Annotated in this window: 13 protein-coding genes; 5 read left to right on the plus strand and 8 right to left on the minus strand. The window is 70.3% G+C overall.

Features of this window, described 5'->3' with window-relative positions:
* The first annotated feature begins 51 nt into the window (after positions 1-51).
* From rsmG to D9753_RS17720, 4 genes are all read left to right on the plus strand, one after another.
* Positions 52-768: a 16S rRNA (guanine(527)-N(7))-methyltransferase RsmG gene (gene rsmG, locus D9753_RS17705; RefSeq protein WP_121787888.1), complete on the plus strand. Its 717-nt coding sequence runs from the start codon at positions 52-54 to the stop codon at positions 766-768.
* Between the two features lie 298 nt (positions 769-1066).
* Positions 1067-2140, plus strand: coding sequence for a ParA family protein (locus tag D9753_RS17710; protein WP_121791134.1), 1074 nt, complete (start codon positions 1067-1069; stop codon positions 2138-2140).
* A complete protein-coding gene (locus D9753_RS17715) occupies positions 2137-3237 on the plus strand; it encodes a ParB/RepB/Spo0J family partition protein (RefSeq protein ID WP_121787889.1) in 1101 nt (366 codons plus the stop codon). Before D9753_RS17710 ends, D9753_RS17715 begins: the two co-directional genes overlap by 4 nt.
* A 323-nt stretch (positions 3238-3560) precedes the next feature.
* Positions 3561-4178 (plus strand): GNAT family N-acetyltransferase, encoded by a 618-nt coding sequence (locus D9753_RS17720; protein WP_121787890.1) that lies wholly within the window; start codon positions 3561-3563, stop codon positions 4176-4178.
* Positions 4179-4273: 95 nt separating this feature from the next.
* Here the strand turns inward: D9753_RS17720 and trxA are convergent, their stop codons facing one another.
* The 7 genes from trxA to D9753_RS17755 form a co-directional block, all read right to left on the minus strand.
* Positions 4274-4606 (minus strand): thioredoxin, encoded by a 333-nt coding sequence (trxA, locus tag D9753_RS17725; RefSeq protein ID WP_121787891.1) that lies wholly within the window; start codon positions 4604-4606, stop codon positions 4274-4276.
* 50 nt (positions 4607-4656) lie between these two features.
* On the minus strand, positions 4657-5628 hold the full coding sequence (trxB, locus tag D9753_RS17730; protein ID WP_121787892.1) for a thioredoxin-disulfide reductase: 972 nt from the start codon (positions 5626-5628) through the stop codon (positions 4657-4659).
* Positions 5629-5780: 152 nt separating this feature from the next.
* Positions 5781-6662, minus strand: a complete 882-nt coding sequence (locus tag D9753_RS17735; protein WP_121787893.1) for an anti-sigma factor family protein — start codon at positions 6660-6662, stop codon at positions 5781-5783.
* On the minus strand, positions 6659-7435 hold the full coding sequence (gene sigM, locus D9753_RS17740) for an RNA polymerase sigma factor SigM (protein ID WP_121787894.1): 777 nt from the start codon (positions 7433-7435) through the stop codon (positions 6659-6661). Before sigM ends, D9753_RS17735 begins: the two co-directional genes overlap by 4 nt.
* A 25-nt stretch (positions 7436-7460) precedes the next feature.
* A complete protein-coding gene (locus tag D9753_RS17745; protein ID WP_121787895.1) occupies positions 7461-9179 on the minus strand; it encodes a protein kinase family protein in 1719 nt (572 codons plus the stop codon).
* Positions 9180-9297: 118 nt separating this feature from the next.
* Positions 9298-11673: a murein biosynthesis integral membrane protein MurJ gene (gene murJ, locus D9753_RS17750; protein WP_121787896.1), complete on the minus strand. Its 2376-nt coding sequence runs from the start codon at positions 11671-11673 to the stop codon at positions 9298-9300.
* A 45-nt stretch (positions 11674-11718) separates the two neighbouring features.
* Positions 11719-14091: a DUF6049 family protein gene (locus D9753_RS17755; protein WP_121787897.1), complete on the minus strand. Its 2373-nt coding sequence runs from the start codon at positions 14089-14091 to the stop codon at positions 11719-11721.
* A 255-nt stretch (positions 14092-14346) separates the two neighbouring features.
* Here D9753_RS17755 and D9753_RS17760 point away from each other — a divergent pair, with 255 nt between their 5' ends.
* Complete coding sequence (locus D9753_RS17760) at positions 14347-15813, plus strand: CCA tRNA nucleotidyltransferase (RefSeq protein WP_121787898.1); 1467 nt, start codon at positions 14347-14349, stop codon at positions 15811-15813.
* Between the two features lie 68 nt (positions 15814-15881).
* On the opposite strand, the gene D9753_RS17765 is transcribed toward D9753_RS17760, so the two are convergent.
* Positions 15882-17177: an MFS transporter gene (locus D9753_RS17765; protein ID WP_121787899.1), complete on the minus strand. Its 1296-nt coding sequence runs from the start codon at positions 17175-17177 to the stop codon at positions 15882-15884.
* Between the last annotated feature and the right edge of the window lie 102 nt (positions 17178-17279).

The following is a 17279-nucleotide window of genomic DNA, read 5'->3' on the forward strand; positions in this document are numbered from 1 at the left end:
TTCTGGTGGCCGGTGTGCGAAGCACCGGCGCTGTACGGAAGGACGGTCCCCGTGACGGAGGCAGCGGAGCTTCCCCCCGCACCCGCGCAGGCGCGGGAAGTGTTTGGTGATCGCTTCGCGGATGCGGTGCGCTATGCGGAGTTGCTCGCCGAGGCAGGCGTGCAGCGTGGCCTCATCGGCCCGCGGGAGGTGCCCCGCCTGTGGGAGCGGCACCTTCTCAACTGCGCGGTGCTGTCCGAGGCAGTCCCCGAGGGGGTGACGGTCTGCGATGTCGGCTCGGGCGCCGGCCTGCCGGGTATCCCGCTGGCCCTGGTCCGCGACGATCTGAACATCACCCTGTTGGAGCCGTTGCTGCGGCGTACCAACTTCCTCAGCGAGGTCGTCGAACTGCTCGGCCTGGACCACGTCACCGTGGTGCGCGGCCGTGCCGAGGAAGTCATGGGCAAGTTGCCTCCGGTGCATGTGGTGACCGCTCGTGCGGTGGCTCCGCTGGACCGCCTGGCCACCTGGGGCATTCCGCTGCTGCGTCCGTACGGCGAGATGCTCGCGCTGAAGGGTGACACGGCCGAGGAGGAGCTGAAAGCCGCGGCCTCGGCCCTCAGCAAGCTCGGCGCGGTCGAGACGTCGATCCTGCATGTGGGCGAGGGCGTGGTGGATCCGCTGTCCACCGTGGTGCGGGTCGAGGTCGGGGAGAGCCCGGGCGGTGTGCGCTTCGCGGCCAAGCGTGCGAAGGCGGCCCGCACCGGTCGCGTCCGTCGCCGTCGCTGATCCTTCCTGACGACGAGCCGTACTCCACACAAGCTGCCCCTCTACCGTGCTGCGGAGTGTCGCGGAGGTCCGGTCGCAGGTGCTGTGCATCGTGTTTCACGTGAAACGTCGCTCATTGCTGCACGGCATCATCGGTCGCGGCCGCGCCGCGGCCGAACCCCGCGACCGGAAGTCTCTCGGCTCGCTCGGGCAGGAACCCCCTCCGGGCGCCCCGCCCCCCTCCCGGGGCACGGAGTTGTCCACAGAGGTGGATTTCTCCACAGAACACCAGGCCTCACTGGTTCATGACCCCGACGGCATGGGAGGCTCTGTTCATTGCGAGCCTGATGTCGAGGAGAGTGAATCCGTGCGGTCCGACGCCAACATCGCGGGACCGATGACCGATCCGGTCCCCGGTCCCCGCACCGAGTCGATGGGGGCGGATGTTTCACGTGAAACACCGCCCCCGATGGACGACACTCCCATCGGTCGAGCGGCCCAACTGGCGGTGGAGGCTCTCGGCCGCGCCGGCGAAGGTCTGCCGCGACCGGGACAGACCCGACTGATCGTGGTCGCCAACCAGAAGGGCGGCGTGGGCAAGACGACGACGACCGTCAACCTTGCCGCCTCGCTGGCTCTGCACGGCAGCCGCGTCCTGGTGGTAGACCTCGACCCGCAGGGCAACGCATCCACGGCTCTGGGGATCGACCACCACGCCGAGGTCCCCTCCATCTACGACGTGTTGGTGGAGAGCAGGCCCCTCGCCGAGGTCGTCCAGCCCGTCGTCGATGTCGAGGGCCTCTTCTGTGCCCCCGCCACCATCGACCTCGCCGGTGCGGAGATCGAGTTGGTGTCCCTGGTGGCCCGGGAGAGCCGGCTCCAGCGGGCGATCCAGGCGTACGAGCAGCCGTTGGACTACATCCTCATCGACTGCCCTCCCTCCCTCGGTCTGCTGACGGTCAACGCGCTGGTCGCGGGCCAGGAGGTCCTCATCCCGATCCAGTGCGAGTACTACGCGCTGGAAGGACTGGGCCAGCTACTGCGCAACGTCGACCTGGTGCGGGGGCACCTCAACCCCACGCTGCATGTGTCGACCATCCTGCTCACCATGTACGACGGCCGGACGCGTCTCGCTTCCCAGGTCGCCGAAGAGGTGCGCACCCACTTCGGCGACGAGGTGCTGCGGACGAGCATTCCCCGCTCCGTCCGTATCTCCGAGGCGCCGAGTTACGGGCAGACGGTGCTGACTTACGATCCAGGATCGAGCGGCGCCCTCTCCTACCTTGAGGCGGCCCGAGAAATCGCGCTGAGGGGCATCGGTGTCGGCTACGACGCCGGCCATGCCCACATCGGCGCCCAGAACGACCCGAGCATGGTGGAGGGCATCCAGTGAGCGAGCGACGGAGGGGACTGGGCCGTGGACTCGGTGCGTTGATCCCCGCTGCCCCGACCGAGAAGACCCCGGCGCCGGCCGCGATGGGCGGCGGAGCATCGACCTCGCCCGCAGCCGTCCCGGTACTGACGACCGACCGGGGGGTGGCCGCGGCGAAGGTGGCTACGCTGCCGCCTGTCGTGCACGAGGGCGAGGCGGCCCCGGCGAGCCCGGCCGTGGAGGTGCCCGCGCCTCCGTTGGGCGCCCACTTCGCCGAGATCCCGCTGGACGACATCACGCCGAACCCGCGTCAGCCGCGCGAGATCTTCGACGAGGACGCGCTCCAGGAGCTGGTCACCTCCATCAGGGAGGTCGGTCTCCTCCAGCCCGTCGTGGTGCGGCAGCTAGGACCGGCCCGCTATGAGCTGATCATGGGCGAGCGCCGTTGGCGCGCCTGCCGTGAGGCCGGCCTGGAGGCCATCCCGGCCATCGTCCGGGCCACGGACGACGAGAAGCTCCTCCTGGACGCGCTGCTGGAGAACCTGCACCGGGCGCAGTTGAACCCGATCGAGGAAGCCGCTGCCTACGACCAGCTGCTGCGCGACTTCAACTGCACGCACGACCAGTTGGCGGACCGGATCGGACGCTCCCGTCCGCAGGTCTCCAACACCCTGCGTCTGCTGAAGCTGTCCCCGACCGTGCAGAAGCGGGTGGCCGCCGGAGTGCTCTCGGCCGGCCACGCCCGGGCGCTGCTGGCCGTCGATGATTCCGAGGAGCAGGACCGGCTGGCACACCGGATCGTGGCCGAGGGACTGTCGGTGCGGTCTGTGGAAGAGATCGTCACGTTGATGGGCTCGCGCCCTCAGAAGGCCTCGCGTTCCCGGGGGCCCCGAGCCGGCTCAGTGCCCTCTCCGGCACTGAGCGAGCTGGCCACCCGGCTGTCGGACCGCTTTGAGACGCGGGTGAAGGTCGAACTGGGCCAGAAGAAGGGCAAGATCACCGTCGAGTTCGCCTCGCCGGACGACCTCGAGCGGATCCTCAGCGCGCTCGCCCCGGGTGAGAAGCTGGCCCTCCAGAAGAGCCTTCGCGAGGGCGACAGCGAGGAGACGCACGACTGATTCTCGTGCGGATCCATCTCGTTGTGCAGGGGAGCGGGCCGCGTCCGGCGTATGCCGGAACACGGCCCGCTCTTTGCTTTGCGGCGGTATCGAGCGATTCCCATCGTGGATACGATGCGAACAGGTATGGCGCATCCACCGGACAGCATCTGCATCTCTGAGCGGGGAGTCGGGGCCATGCGATCGATCAGCCGCACCGGACTGGTGAGCGCGGGTCTGGGCCTCGGCGCGGTCGGTGGCTTCATCGGCAGCCTGCTCAGGGAGCGGAGTGCTCTGACAGCCGCACATGATGCGGCGGGCGAAGGAAGCGAGGATCAGCCTTCATGGGGCGTCGGCTCGTGCCGCTCACGCTGGACAACCTTCAGGACCTTCCCCAACGCTGTCGCTCATGCGTCTTCTGGGAACTGGACCCCGTCAGCGGCGAAGCGGCGGTGACAGCGGGCACATCCGCGACGGAGAAGGAAGCCTGGATCTCCGCCGTCCTGCTGGACTGGGGATCATGCGGCCGGGTGGCATACGTCGATGACGTAGCGGCGGGATTCGTGCTCTACGCCCCGCCCGCCTACGTGCCGCGTTCGACGGCCTTTCCCACCAGCCCGGTCTCACCGGACGCGGTTCAGTTGATAACGGCCTTCATCCTGCCCGGTTATCAGGGACAGGGACTGGGCCGGATGCTGGTGCAGGCGGTCGCCAAGGATCTGCTGCGCAGGGGCTTCAAGGCGATCGAGGCGTTCGGCGATACCCATTGGAAGGAGCCGGCCTGTCTGCTGCCCGCCGACCATCTGCTGGCCGTGGGCTTCAAGACGGTCCGTCAGCACCCCGCACACCCCCGGCTGCGGTTGGAGCTGCGGTCCACGGTCTCCTGGAAGGAAGACGTGGAGATGGCGCTCGACCGTCTCCTGGGCGCGGTCCAGAAGGAACCCGCGCTGAGACCGCTGTAGCGGACGGATATGGGTGGGCTGTCGTCAGCGGACGGTCGTCCCACGAGAATGGGCCAACCCCGAGGGGTTGGCCCATTCGTGTTTCACGTGAAACGTCACTTGGTGATGAACTCTTCGAGGTCACGCAGCAGCGCGGCCTTGGGCTTCGCGCCGACGATCGTCTTGGCCACCTCGCCGCCCTGGTAGACGTTCAGGGTCGGGATGGACATGACGCCGTACTTGGCGGCCGTGCCCGGGTTCTCGTCAATGTTGATCTTGACGATCTCAATCTGGTCGCCGAACTCGGCAGCGATCGCCTCCAGCGACGGGGCGATCTGGCGGCACGGGCCGCACCAGGCCGCCCAGAAGTCCACCAGGACAGGCTTGTCGTTCTTCAGGACGTCCTGGTCGAAGGAATCGTCGGTCACAATCTTGAGGTTGCCGGCCACGGCGGGCTCCTTACCTTGGTCGTGCGGTGGGGCGAGGGAAGAGGGGAAGGTCAGACGGCGGCGGTCTTCTCGGGCTCCGCCTGGTCCTCGTCCGCGAGTGCGGCGAGGAAGCGCTCGGCATCGAGAGCGGCGGAGCAGCCGGTACCGGCCGCGGTGATCGCCTGGCGGTAGGTGTGGTCGACCACGTCGCCGGCGGCGAAGACCCCGGTCACGTTGGTGCGCGTGGACGGAGCGGCGACCTTCAGGTAACCCTCATCGTCCAGGTCTAGCTGCCCCTGGAACAGCTCGGTGCGCGGGTCGTGACCGATCGCGATGAACAGACCCGTGACGGGCAGCTCGGACAGCTCGCCGGTCTTGAGGTTGCGCAGCTTCAGTGCGGAGAGCTTCTGGTCACCCTGAATCTCGGCGACCTCGCTGTCCCAGACGAACTTGATCTTCGGGTCGGCGAAGGCCCGCTCCTGCATCGCCTTCGAGGCGCGCAGGGTGTCCCGCCGGTGGACGATCGTCACGGACTTGGCGAACCGCGAGAGGAAGGTGGCCTCCTCCATCGCGGTGTCACCGCCGCCGATCACGGCGATGTCCTGGTCCCTGAAGAAGAACCCGTCACAGGTGGCGCACCAGGAGACACCACGGCCGGACAGTGCGTCCTCCTTCGGCAGGCCCAGCTTGCGGTGCTGGGACCCGGTGGTCACGATGACGGCCTTGGCCTGGTGGACGGTGCCCGCGGTGTCGGTGACGGTCTTGATCTCACCGCTCAGGTCGACGGAGACGATGTCGTCCGGAACCAGCTCGGCGCCGAAGCGCTCGGCCTGTGCGCGCATGTTGTCCATCAGGTCGGGACCCATGATGCCGTCGCGGAAGCCGGGGAAGTTCTCCACCTCGGTGGTGTTCATCAGGGCCCCACCCGCGGTGACGGCGCCTTCGAACACCAGGGGCTTCAGCGACGCACGGGCGGTGTAGAGCGCCGCCGTGTAGCCGGCGGGCCCGGAGCCGATGATGATCACGTTACGGACGTCGCTCACGGCTTGATTCCTCGTCTCTGGTCAGCGTCAGTCGACCGGTGAGAGCCCTTTTCAGGACTCTCACCCACCCAACGGATCCTACGGGGCGTGCATTCCCGGTGTGTCCGGGCACACGCATGCGCTCCGGCGGCCGAAGGAGTGTTCCCGCCGGCTCAGGGCCGTGCGACGGACTGTTTCAGCAGGACCTCGCCGGCCGGGGCGCTCTGCTGCCGCACACAGGCCTCGTCGATCACATACGCGGTGACCCGCTTACTCTCGCGAGCATCGGCCACGACGACGAGGTAGGCGGCCTTCCCGGCATAGGTGCCCGTCTTGGCACCCAGGACATCGGCGCCCCGGCTGAGCGCCAGCCGGACACAGTCCGGGACGGGGACGGCGGTCTGCATCAAGGTGTTCGGGCCCGGGGTCACCCCCGGCGTCTCCGACCCGCCCTCGGTGTTCAACCGTGGCTGCTCACTGCCGTGCGGCAACCCCCTCTGCGCGGCGAGGAGGCCACGCACCTGGTGCTGCACGCTGTCACCGGAGAAGGCGGTGGCAGAGGGGGTCGGCGTCCCGTGGGCCGTCGTATGGCCGGTGTGGTCACCGAGCGACGTCACAACCAGGCCGCCGCCGCCCAGTACCGCGGCAGTGAGCACGGCACCCAGGACGAACCGGCCGCGGCGCCGCCCGCGCTCGGACGGCTTGCGCCCGGGCCCGGTCGTCGCGCGCGGTCGCCCGGCGGGACGATTCGCCACGGTCACTGTTTCACGTGAAACGTGACCGGCGGCTTCCTCGCCGCCGACGTGCAGCGGTACCTCGGCGGCCAGGGCGGCATCGATACGCTCGGCCACGTCGTCCGGCATCCGCTCCGGCTCCGGTACGGATCCCAGCAGGCTCCGGATCTCCTCCAACGAGGCGTACATGTCCGCGCACGGCTCGCACGTGCCCAGATGACGCCGCACACCGGTGCTCCGGTCCGGCGGAAGCAGGCCTTCGGTGAGGTCGGAGATCTCGGCGACGTCCGGGTGCCCCGCCGTGTCCGTCGTGGAAGTCACGCTCGCCCACCTCCGCCCTTCACTGCGGCTGAATCGCTCGGCCCCGCGTCCCGGGGGTGTCCGCTCGCTGATCCCGTTGCCGGTGGGACGGATGCCCCCGGCCCCCGGTTCCGTCTCGGGCCGGATTCTTTCCGTCCCCCGGCGCCCTCGGCCTCTTCACCGCCGCCGGTACGGGCGGACCGTGCGTCCGCGCCGGCCTCGGGTCGCAGATGGGTGAGCAGAGGCAACAACCGGGCCCTGCCCCTGGCACACCGGCTCTTCACCGTCCCCGTCGGCACATCCAGGATCCGCGCGGCCTCGGCCACCGGGTATCCCTGCATGTCCACCAGGACCAGAGCGGCCCGCTGCTCCGCCGGAAGGGTGCCGAGCGCCTCGAGGAGCTGGCGGTGCACATCCGCGCGCTCGGCCGGTGCCGACGCGGACTCGTGCGGTTCCAGTAGCTGCTCCAGCCGCTCGGTGTCGTCGATCGGGGCGGTCTTGCGTGAGGCCGCCTTGCGGACGCGGTCCAGGCAGGCGTTCACGGTGATCCGATGCAGCCAGGTGGTGACGGCCGACTGCCCCCGGAAGGTGTGGGCGGCCCGGTAGGCGGAGACCAGGGCGTCCTGCACCGCGTCGGCGGCCTCCTCCCGGTCCCCCAGCGTCCGCAGCGCGACCGCCCAGAGCCGGTCCCGGTGGCGCCGCACGATCTCACCGAAGGCTTCGGGATCGCCTTCCACATGACGGGCGAGCAGATCCTTGTCGCTCGCTGCGTCGTATCCGGCGCCCTCCGCCATCTGCCCCTCCGGTCCGGGTGAGACGTCAGCCCGTGAACTTCACTTCGCCGATGGCCTGCTTCCAGCCGGCCCCGGCGTACAGGACGGAGTCGTACCCTGAGTTCGGTACCGCCGTCAGCCAGACGAGGACGTACTGCGTCTTCACCGACTTGGTGACCTTCACCGTAGCGCTGGTGCCCGTCGTCGTGACCTTGCCGATCTGTTCCATCGAGTCCAGCGAGGGTGGCGTCAGCGAGTCGGCCGTGTACAGCTCGACCGTCGTGTGGTCACCGGCGTAGCGCATGTCGATGGTGGCGGTGCTGAGCTTCCTGACCGAGCCGAGGTCGTAGACGATGCCGACGCCCGGCTTGAGCGGCGCGATCGTGGGGCCTTCGTTGAAGCTCCTCGTCCTCCAGTAGGTGGACGCGTCCCCGTCGTACGTCTTGGTGACGTCGTTCGGGCGCTGGGCGTCCCCCCCGGCGACGAACTCCTGACTGTGCTCGATCTTTATCGGAACCGGCTTCGTCTTCACGGGGTTCTTGTCGCCGTCCGTCGTCTGGCTCTTGTTGGTGTCGTCCGACGTATCACTCCGGTCCATCAGGGCATCCGCCAGCTGCCAGCTACCCAGGCCCAGTGCGGCGATCAGGAGTGCCGACACGGCCCACTTCAGGGCCTTGCCGGTGCGGCTCTGGAGCGGGGGCGGCGGGGCCGTGATCGGCTGACCGGTCCCGGGGTGCGGCGCCGGGCGGCCGTAGGTGCCCTGCTGGTAGGTCGTGCGCTGGTAGTCCGGCGGGGCCGTGAACGACGGCTCCGGCGGGCGGATGCGGGGCATCTCGCCGATCGCCTTCACCAGCTCCTCCGGCGTGGCGCACGCGGCCTCGTGACGGGACGCCGTGGCCCCGTCGTTCACCAGGGCGCGCATGGTCAGCTCGGACAGGCCGCGGTGCACACCGGCCCGCACCTGGTCCGGGGCGATGAGGCCGATGTCCTTGGGGAGGCCGGACAGGCCGTAGGCGTCGTTCTCGTACGGCCAGCGCTGGGTCAGCGCGGCGTACAGCAGGGCGCCGATGGCCTCGGTGTCGGTGCGCTGCGGGGTGTCGGAGCTGACGCCGCGCAGCGCCGCGTTCACGGCGAGGCCGCGGATGCGCCACTGACCGGTGGAGGTGCGCAGTACGGCGTTCGGATTCAGTCGGAGATGGGCGAGGCCCTCGCGGTGCGCCGCGGCCATGGCCGAGGAGACCTGACTGACCATCTGGTAGGCGTCGTGCGGCTCCAGCGGACCGCCGGCGAGAAGGGCGGTCAGCTCGGTGGCGTCGGGCAGCCACTCGTGCACGACGTACACGAGGTCGTTCTCATCGACGGCGTCGAGGACCTGGACGAAACGCGGATCACCGAGCAGCGCGGAGGAACGGGCGGCGGCGAGGACGGAGCGGGCCCGGACGTGTTCCGCGGGCAGTACGTGGACGCCGACGGCGCGGCGGAGTTTCTCGTCGACCGCACGCCAGCTGCTGAAGCCGTCCAGACGGGTGACGCACTCCTCCAGCCGGTAGCGTCTGGCCAGCTTGTGACCGCTGTGCAGTTCCGGAGGCGAAGCCTTCTGCGCGGGACTCTCGGTGCCGCCACTCCCCTGTGCCTGGTCGCTGTCCGTGTCCCGCTCCGGGTTCTTGGCCACCCCGTCGGCCGTGGACTGGTCCGCCTTGGCGGTCAGCGGTTGCTCACCGCTGGTGTCTGCCACGTCGACGGCAGCCGTGCTCCGTTCCGCCACCGTCGTCCCTGCCTCCCCATCCGTTGCACGCTGTCCGACGCCGAAACCAATTGTGCCCACAGTCCGCCGCTATGCACGACACACAGCGGCGGACGATGGTTGTGCGCGTACCCCCGCCTCAACGCCCCAGACGCCCGCGCACCATACCCACGAGCGAGTTGAGTTCCTCGATGCGCATCCGCCGGGCCGCCACGAAGAAGACACCCAGCAGGACGGCGCCGCCGGCGAGCAGCGCGGCGAACGAGCCGACGACGCCCTGGCCGAGGGTGTGCCCGATGCCGTAGCAGACCGCGCCGCTGAGCAGGGCCGCGGGCAGGGAGGCGATGGCCAGCCGCGCGTACGTGCGCAGCACCCGGGCCTCGTCCAGGTCGCCGCCCAGCCGCTTGCGCAGCCGCCGCCAGGCGATGCCCACCCCGATGGCGTAGGCGAGGCCGTAGGCGGCGGCCATGCCGGCGACCGCCCAGCGCGGCGGCAGCAGGAAGTAGCAGAGAGCCGAGGCGCTCGCGTTGACCGCGGCCACGATGACCGTGTTGTAGAAGGGGGTGCGGGTGTCCTCGTAGGCGTAGAAGGCGCGCAGGACGACGTACTGCACGGAGTACGGGATCAGGCCGAGACCGAAGGCCATCAGCATGTATCCCATGTTCACGGCGGCACTCGTGCCCGCGGAGCCGAAGATCAGCGTGCACATGGGGATGCCGAGCGCGAGGAAGCCGAAGGCGATCGGGACGATGGCCACGGCGGTGGTGCGCAGGCCCTGGGAGATGTCGTCACGGACCGCGCCTCCGTCGCCCTCGGCGGCCGAGCGCGAGATGCGCGGCAGCAGGGCGGCCATCAGGGAGACGGTGATGATGGCCTGCGGCAGGCCCCAGATCAGCTGGGCGTTGGCGTAGGCGGCGAAGCCGGCGCCCTTGATGCCGGAGTCCTTGCCGGCGGCGGTGGACAACTGGGTCACCACCATGGCGCCCGCCTGGTTGGCGAGGACGAACAGCACCGTCCACTTGGCGAGCATCGCGGCCTTGCCCAGGCCGTGGCCGCGCCAGTCGAAGCGCAGCCGGACCCGGAACCCTGTCTCCCGCAGATACGGGATCATCGCCAGCGCCTGGACGACCAGACCGAGCAGCACGCCGACGCCGAGCAGGCGCTGGCCCTCCGGCGGGATGTTCGTGACGGTCATGTGGGAGTTGGCCGCGGTGCCGTAGACCCAGATGAACATGCCGAGCGCCACGATGATGACGATGTTGTTCAGCACCGGGGTCCACATCATCGCGCCGAACTTTCCGCGCGCGTTGAGGATCTGACCCATCACCACGTGGATGCCCATGAAGAAGATCGAGGGCAGGAAGTAGCGGGTGAAGGTGACGGCGACGTCGTTGCCCGCCGGGTTGGTGGCGACCGGGTTCGACAGCAGGCGCACCAGCAGGGGCGCGGCGAACATCGCGAGCCCGGTCAGCGCGGCCAGCGCCACCATCACCAGGGTGAGGAGCCGGTTGGCGAAGGCCTCGCCGCCGTCCTCGTCCTCCTTCATGGAGCGCACCAACTGGGGCACGAACACGGAGTTCAGGCCGCCGCCGACGGTGAGGATGTAGATCATCGTCGGTAGCTGGTAGGCCACCTGGAAGGAGTCGGCGAGGAAGCCGAGGCCGAGGGCGGCGGCGATCAGCGCGGAGCGGACGAAACCGGTGAGGCGGGAGACCATCGTGCCCGCCGCCATCACGGCACTGGACTTCAGCAGCCCGGTGGCCCGTCCGCCCTTCTTGGCGGGTGCGGCGGAAGCGGTGTCGGCCGCGCGGCCCTCCGGCTCGGTGGTCCCGGGGCCGCCCGGGACACCGGCCAGGGCCGGCGCGGCGGCCGGAGCGGGCACCGTGGACTGCGCCGGGTGTCCGGCGGTGGCACCGGCGGTGTACGAGGCGTGGGCCGGGTAGGCGCCCGCGGCGTACGGGTCGCCCTGCTGGGGGCCCTGGCCGTACGGACCGCCGCCCGGCGCGGTGGCCGAGCCCGGGGCGGCCGACGGGTCCACGGGCGAGTGGCCGCCGCTGTGCTGCTGGTCCTTGAAGAGGTGGGCGAAGGCGTCCGGCTCGTGGTACTCCTCGCCGGAGTGCGTGACCAGGTCGTCCACGCCCACGAACTGGGTGGTGCGCGGGTCGTCGCCGTACGGCAGGTACGGGGCCGGTGCTTCCGGCTCGGGCGCCGGGGGCTGGGCCCACACGCGCGGGTCGGGCGAGTACGGCGACTGGGCGGGTGGGGCGTACAGCGGCTGCTGCGGGTCGTACGTGCCCGGCGGCGGCGGAGGGTGTGCGGCGCGGTCGTAGAGCGCCTCGGCGACCGGGTCCTGGGCGGACAGGTCGTGCGCTCGGTAGGGATCCTGCTCGTAGGCGTCCTGGAGGTACATGTCCGCCGCGTGCTGCGGCGGCACCTGGCCAGGCTCGGGCGGCGGCTCGGGGTAGCCCGAACCGGCAGCGCCCTCGCCGCGGTCACCGTCGTACGGCGCGCTCATGCTTACCCCACCTCATCGTCCCGGGCCCACCGGCCACGACATCGCTCAACGGTCCACTCTCTCACCCGTCCCGGAGGGGCCGGTGCTTTCCGGTGCGGTGTCCGGCGCAGGGTCACTCGGCTGCTCCGGGCCGCCTGCCCCGGAGGCGGGGTCGGGCTCGTCCGGGAGACGGTCTCCGGGGGCCTCGGGGTTCCCCGGTTCGTCCGAGTCCCCTTCCGCGGTGCCGGGACCCTCCTCGTCGGCCTGCCGGGCGGCGGCACGCTTGCGCTGGGTGTACATCCGGAAACCGGCGAGGACGAGGAGCAGCACGCCGCCACCGATGACCAGCATCACGGTGGGCGTGACCTCGGTGACCTTCACGTCGAAGGTGACGGCGTCGCCGTACTCCTGACCGTCCTCGGTGAACAACTGGGCGACGACCGCCACCCGGCCGTTGGCGTTGGCCGAGGTGGTGAACTTCACCGACTGGCTGTGCCCGCCGGAGACGTCCACCTGCTGCTCGGAGTAGGCCTTGCCGCCGATCTTGAGCCGGGTCGGCATGGTCGAGGTGAGGCGCAGCACCAGGTGACCGACCGGCTGGACCAGGCGGTTCTGGACCGTCACCGGGATGGTGGCGCTGCGGCCGGAGAGCTTGGTCTCCGACTTGTCGATCAGCCTGACCTGGTCGGCCAACTCGTCGAGCCACGCCTCCACACCGTCCCGGTATCCGGCCGCCTCGTCACCGCCGGCGCGCCATGACGTGGACATCTCCCGGTGTATGGCCAGCCCGAACGGAGTGGCCACGCGGGACCGGTCGCTGAGGATCACCTGGAAGTTGTCGAGCTTGTCCTGGGTACGGGCGATCTGTGCGAAGACCGCCCGCGGCAGCTCCTGCCGGCGCAGCGAGGAGGGGTACGCGGACGTCGAGGGGATGCGCGTGGTGGCCCCCGGGTCGGGCTTGGCCTTCGCCGCCGCGCTGAGGTCCTGCGACTGGGACCAGCCGCTGCCCTGGAGCGCCGTCAGTGCTGCCGCCATCGCCTGTGCCTGGCTCGCCGTGGGCACGCGCTGCGGGGCGACGACGATGCTGCGTTCCTTGTCCGTCTGCGCGTTCAGCTCCAGGCTCTGCGCCAGGAACCGCTGTACGGCGAGTGTGGCCGAGCCCGCCTTCGTCAGGTCACCCTCGAACGCCCTGGACAGCCGGGCGTCGGCGACCACCGCCGTGGTGCCCCCGCCGACCGGGCGGGCGGCGGACGGCGTGTACGGCAGCCCGGAGGTCTCCTGGAGGCTGTCGCTGCGGGCGATCACCCGGTCGGCGCCGGCGGACGTGGCGACCTTCATGATCGAGGGGTCCACGGCGCCGTTCACGGGCCAGGCGAAGTCGGTGGTCGGCGTGACGTGGAGCACCGTCTTCACCGTGGTCACGGCGACATCGGTGGCGTCCTTGAGGTGGCTGAGCGAGCCGGTGACGCTGGTGCCCCTGTGTGCCAGGGAGGCCAGGTCCGGATCCGCGAAGGGCAGGGCGACGACCTCCTTGCCGGCCACCGCCTTCTGGAGTCCTGCCAGCCACTGCTTGGCGACCGCCTGATGTTCCCGGGAGCCGGGCGTGGTGGTGCCGTCGGCGCTCGGGAGCCGGTAGTTGCCTGTGGCCATCGCGTCGACCGAGGCCAACAGGTCCGGATCGATCACCCAGGTCACGTCGAGGTCCTTGCCCAGATCCACCATCTGGGCCAGCCGGCCGCCCGGTGCCAGCTCCTTGGCCAGGTCGTCGTCGAGGAACACCGGTGTCTGAAGGTCGCCGGCGCCCGTCTTGGCCGTCATGTGCACGGTGGAGATCAGCGGCCACAGGAACGTCGTCCTCGTCCGGGTGCCGGCCTCGGACGACTGCCACGGCAGGAACGTCTGCCGGATGCCGAGCAGCCGGTCCCAGGGCTGCGCGGAGGTCTGCCCGGACAGGGAGACCCCGAACTCGTAGACACCGTCCTCGCCGAGGTCGAGCTTGTCCACGGGGACGGAGATGCTGAAGTGCTCGGCGACGCCCGGGGTCAGTGTGGCGAACTTCTCCTCGTACTTGCCGTCGACCTCGGAGCCGGTGCCGCCCTGCGGTTCGTCGGAGTGCCGGGCGACCGCGTCGATGGCCGAGCGGGTGGTGAGCTGGGGCCCCACCCGCAGGTTCACGTGGGCGCCGGTGACGGTCCGCTTGCCGTTGTTGGTCACCGTGCCGGAGACGGTCAGCGTGTCGCCGTCCGTCGGGACGCTGGGGCTCAGGGTGTCCAGGGACACCGACACCGTGTCCGAGGAGGCGGCCTGTGCGGGCGCCGCGGCGGGAAGCTGGAGCAGGCCGGCCAGCAGAGGCGCCCCGGCGAGCAGTGCTCCCGCGCGTCGCATCCACCGGCGGGCAGGTGAGGCACTGGTCCCCTGGAAGTCAGCCGCCTCGGCCACGCGCTCGCCCGTCCCTCGTCGTCGTCAGTGGTCGTCGGAATGTGCGTCCACGCATGGTAACGATGCGCGCTGAGGGGAAGTGCCGCGGTCTGCTCCGCAAGATCGGAAGGCCGACGGCGACCCGTCCTCTATATCCAGTATCGAGGGGAGAGCGGCCGTACGCCGTAAGAACATCGCTTGCACGGGTATGGAGGGAGCTGTCCGCGCCGTTCGACGGGGGCGCCCCGGTCGCGCGGGCACGTACCCTTTTCTGTTGTGCCGAACCCCAACGAAGACACTCCCTCTGCCCTGAGCCAGGCGCAGCAGCGCGCGGTCGCCGAGCTGCTGCGGGTGGCTCCCGTCGCCGACGACCTCGCCCGCCGATTCCAGGAGGCCGGGTTCTCACTCGCCCTGGTCGGCGGTTCGGTCCGTGACGCGCTGCTCGGCCGGCTCGGCAACGACCTGGACTTCACCACCGACGCCCGCCCCGAAGACGTACTGAAGATCGTCCGGCCGTGGGCGGACGCGGTCTGGGAGGTGGGGATCGCGTTCGGCACGGTGGGCGCACACAAGAGCGCCCGCGTCGGAGACACCGACTGGCACTTCCAGATCGAGATCACCACCTACCGGTCGGAGGCCTACGACCGCACCTCGCGCAAGCCCGAGGTGTCGTACGGCGACTCCATCGCGGAGGACCTGGTCCGCCGTGACTTCACGGTGAACGCGATGGCCGTGGCGCTGCCGGAGAAGGAGTTCATCGACCCGCACGGCGGCCTGTCGGACCTCGCGGCGCGCGTGCTGCGGACCCCGGGCACGCCCGAGGAGTCGTTCTCGGACGATCCTCTGCGCATGATGCGGGCCGCCCGGTTCGCCGCCCAGCTTGATTTCGAGATCGCCCCCGATGTCGTCACCGCCATGACGGAAATGGCCGGGCGCATCGGGATCGTCTCGGCGGAGCGGGTCCGTGACGAGCTGAACAAGCTCGTTCTCTCCGCCCACCCGCGCAAGGGGCTGGCCCTGCTCGTGGACACCGGGCTCGCCGACCACGTCCTGCCCGAGCTGCCGGCGCTCCGCCTGGAGCGCGACGAGCACCACCGGCACAAGGACGTCTACGAGCACACGCTGATCGTCCTGGAACAGGCGATCGCGCTGGAGCAGGACGGACCGGATCTCACGCTCCGCCTGGCCGCGCTGCTCCACGACATCGGGAAGCCGCGCACGCGCCGCTTCGAGGACGACGGCCGTGTCTCCTTCCACCACCACGAGGTGGTCGGGGCGAAGATGACCAAGAAGCGCATGACCGCCCTGAAGTACCCCAATGAGCTGGTGAGGGACGTCTCACGGCTGGTCGAACTCCACCTGCGCTTCCACGGGTACGGCACCGGGGAGTGGACGGACTCGGCGGTCCGTCGCTACGTCCGTGACGCGGGTCCGCTGCTGGACCGGCTGCACAAATTGACCCGTTCCGACTGCACCACCCGTAACAAGCGGAGGGCAACCGCACTGTCCCGGGCTTACGACGGCCTGGAGGAGCGCATCGCCCAGCTACAGGAGCAGGAGGAACTGGACTCCATCCGCCCCGACCTCGACGGCAACCAGATCATGCAGATCCTGGACGTCGGGCCCGGCCCGGTCATCGGCAAGGCGTACAAGCACATGCTGGAGCTGCGCCTGGAGAACGGGCCGATGGGGCACGACGCCGCGGTGGAGGCCCTCAAGGAGTGGTGGGCCGCGCAAGGCTGAGCCGCACCGCGCCCGGCGGTGTTTCACGTGAAACATCTACGCGGGCCGACGGCGACCGGGGCGGTGTTTCACGTGAAACACCGTTCCTCCTCGCTTCCGGCCCTCTGCCGTTCGAAGCGGGCCAGGAACGCGGCGATCCCGCCGTAGACCAAGGCGACCAGCACTACCAGGACGGTCGAGCGGCCGTCCGGTGGCAGTATCAGGGCCGCCACACCTGCCGCGCCGACGAAGGCCACGTTGAAGAGGACGTCGTACACGGAGAAGACCCGGCCGCGGAAGCCGTCGTCGACACCGGCCTGCACGACGGTGTCCGTGGCGATCTTGGCGCCTTGGGTGATCACCCCCAGGACGAAGGCCGCCGCCAGGAGCGGGGCGGTGGTAAAGGGAAGGCCGAGAGCCGGTACCAGCACCGCTGCCGTGCCGGAGCACGCCACGATCCAGCGGCCCGGGCCGAGCCGCCCCGCCGCCCAGGGCGTCACCACGGCCGCCGCGAAGAATCCCGCGCCGGACAGCCCCAGTGCCGGCCCGAGCAGGCGCAGTCCTTCATCGGGAGTGTCGGAGAGGGCGTAGCGGCAGAGCATGAGCAGCAGCACGAGGAGCGCGCCGTAGCAGAAACGCATCAGCGTCATCGCGACCAGAGCCCAGGCGGCCTCCCGGCGGCGGGGCGCGGCCAGGTGCCGGACGGCCGAGGCCAGCTCGCGTGCCGTCCCGGTGAGCGCCGTACCGAGGTGGGGGCGAGCCGGGTGCCGGTCGGGGCCGAGGAGGCCGGGGGCCAGGCTCAGCGACGCCAGGCTCGCGCACAGGTAGAGGAGCGCGCCGAGCAGGACGACCGCGGCGTCGGAGCCCGAGGCCAGGAGCCTTACACCGAGGGCCAGCCCGCCACCGGCGGTCGCGGCGAGCGTGCCGGCCGTCGGTGAGACCGAGTTGGCCAGCACCAGGCACTCGGCGTCCACCACGCGGGGCAGGGCGGCGGACAGCCCGGCGAGAACGAAGCGGTTGACTGCGGTGACGCAGAGGGCGGAGACGTAGAACAGCCAGTCGGGGACGTGGCCGATGATCAACCCGGCGGTGGTCGCGGCGAGCAGGGCCCGCAGCAGGTTGCCGTACACGAAGACCTGCCGTCGCCGCCAGCGGTCCAGCAGGACCCCTGCGAACGGGCCCACCAGGGAGTAGGGGAGCAGCAGGACCGCCATCGCGGAGGCGACCGCGGCGGCCGAGGTCTGCTTCTCCGGGGAGAAGACGACGTAAGCGGCGAGCGCGACCTGGAAGACGCCGTCGGCCCCCTGGGACAGGAGACGGACGTACAGCAGACGCCGGAAGTACCGCAGACGCGACAGGAGGCGCAGGTCTCGTACGACAGGCATGGGGCACAGCCTCACACAGGTGAAGGTCCCCGGGGTCAGGGGACCCGGGGACCTTCACCGCCCTGGCAGGAGCGTTCTGTGCGATGCGCCGCCGTGCCGGGC

Source organism: Streptomyces dangxiongensis (assembly GCF_003675325.1).
GTDB lineage: Bacteria > Actinomycetota > Actinomycetes > Streptomycetales > Streptomycetaceae > Streptomyces > Streptomyces dangxiongensis.

Coding starts and splice junctions, on each gene's coding strand:
- D9753_RS17710 (WP_121791134.1), top strand. CDS start 1,067: ATGGGAGGCTCTGTTCATTGCGAGCCTGATGTCGAGGAGAGTGAATCC.
- D9753_RS17720 (WP_121787890.1), top strand. CDS start 3,561: ATGGGGCGTCGGCTCGTGCCGCTCACGCTGGACAACCTTCAGGACCTT.
- sigM (WP_121787894.1), bottom strand. CDS start 7,435: ATGGCGGAGGGCGCCGGATACGACGCAGCGAGCGACAAGGATCTGCTC.
- murJ (WP_121787896.1), bottom strand. CDS start 11,673: ATGAGCGCGCCGTACGACGGTGACCGCGGCGAGGGCGCTGCCGGTTCG.
- D9753_RS17765 (WP_121787899.1), bottom strand. CDS start 17,177: ATGCCTGTCGTACGAGACCTGCGCCTCCTGTCGCGTCTGCGGTACTTC.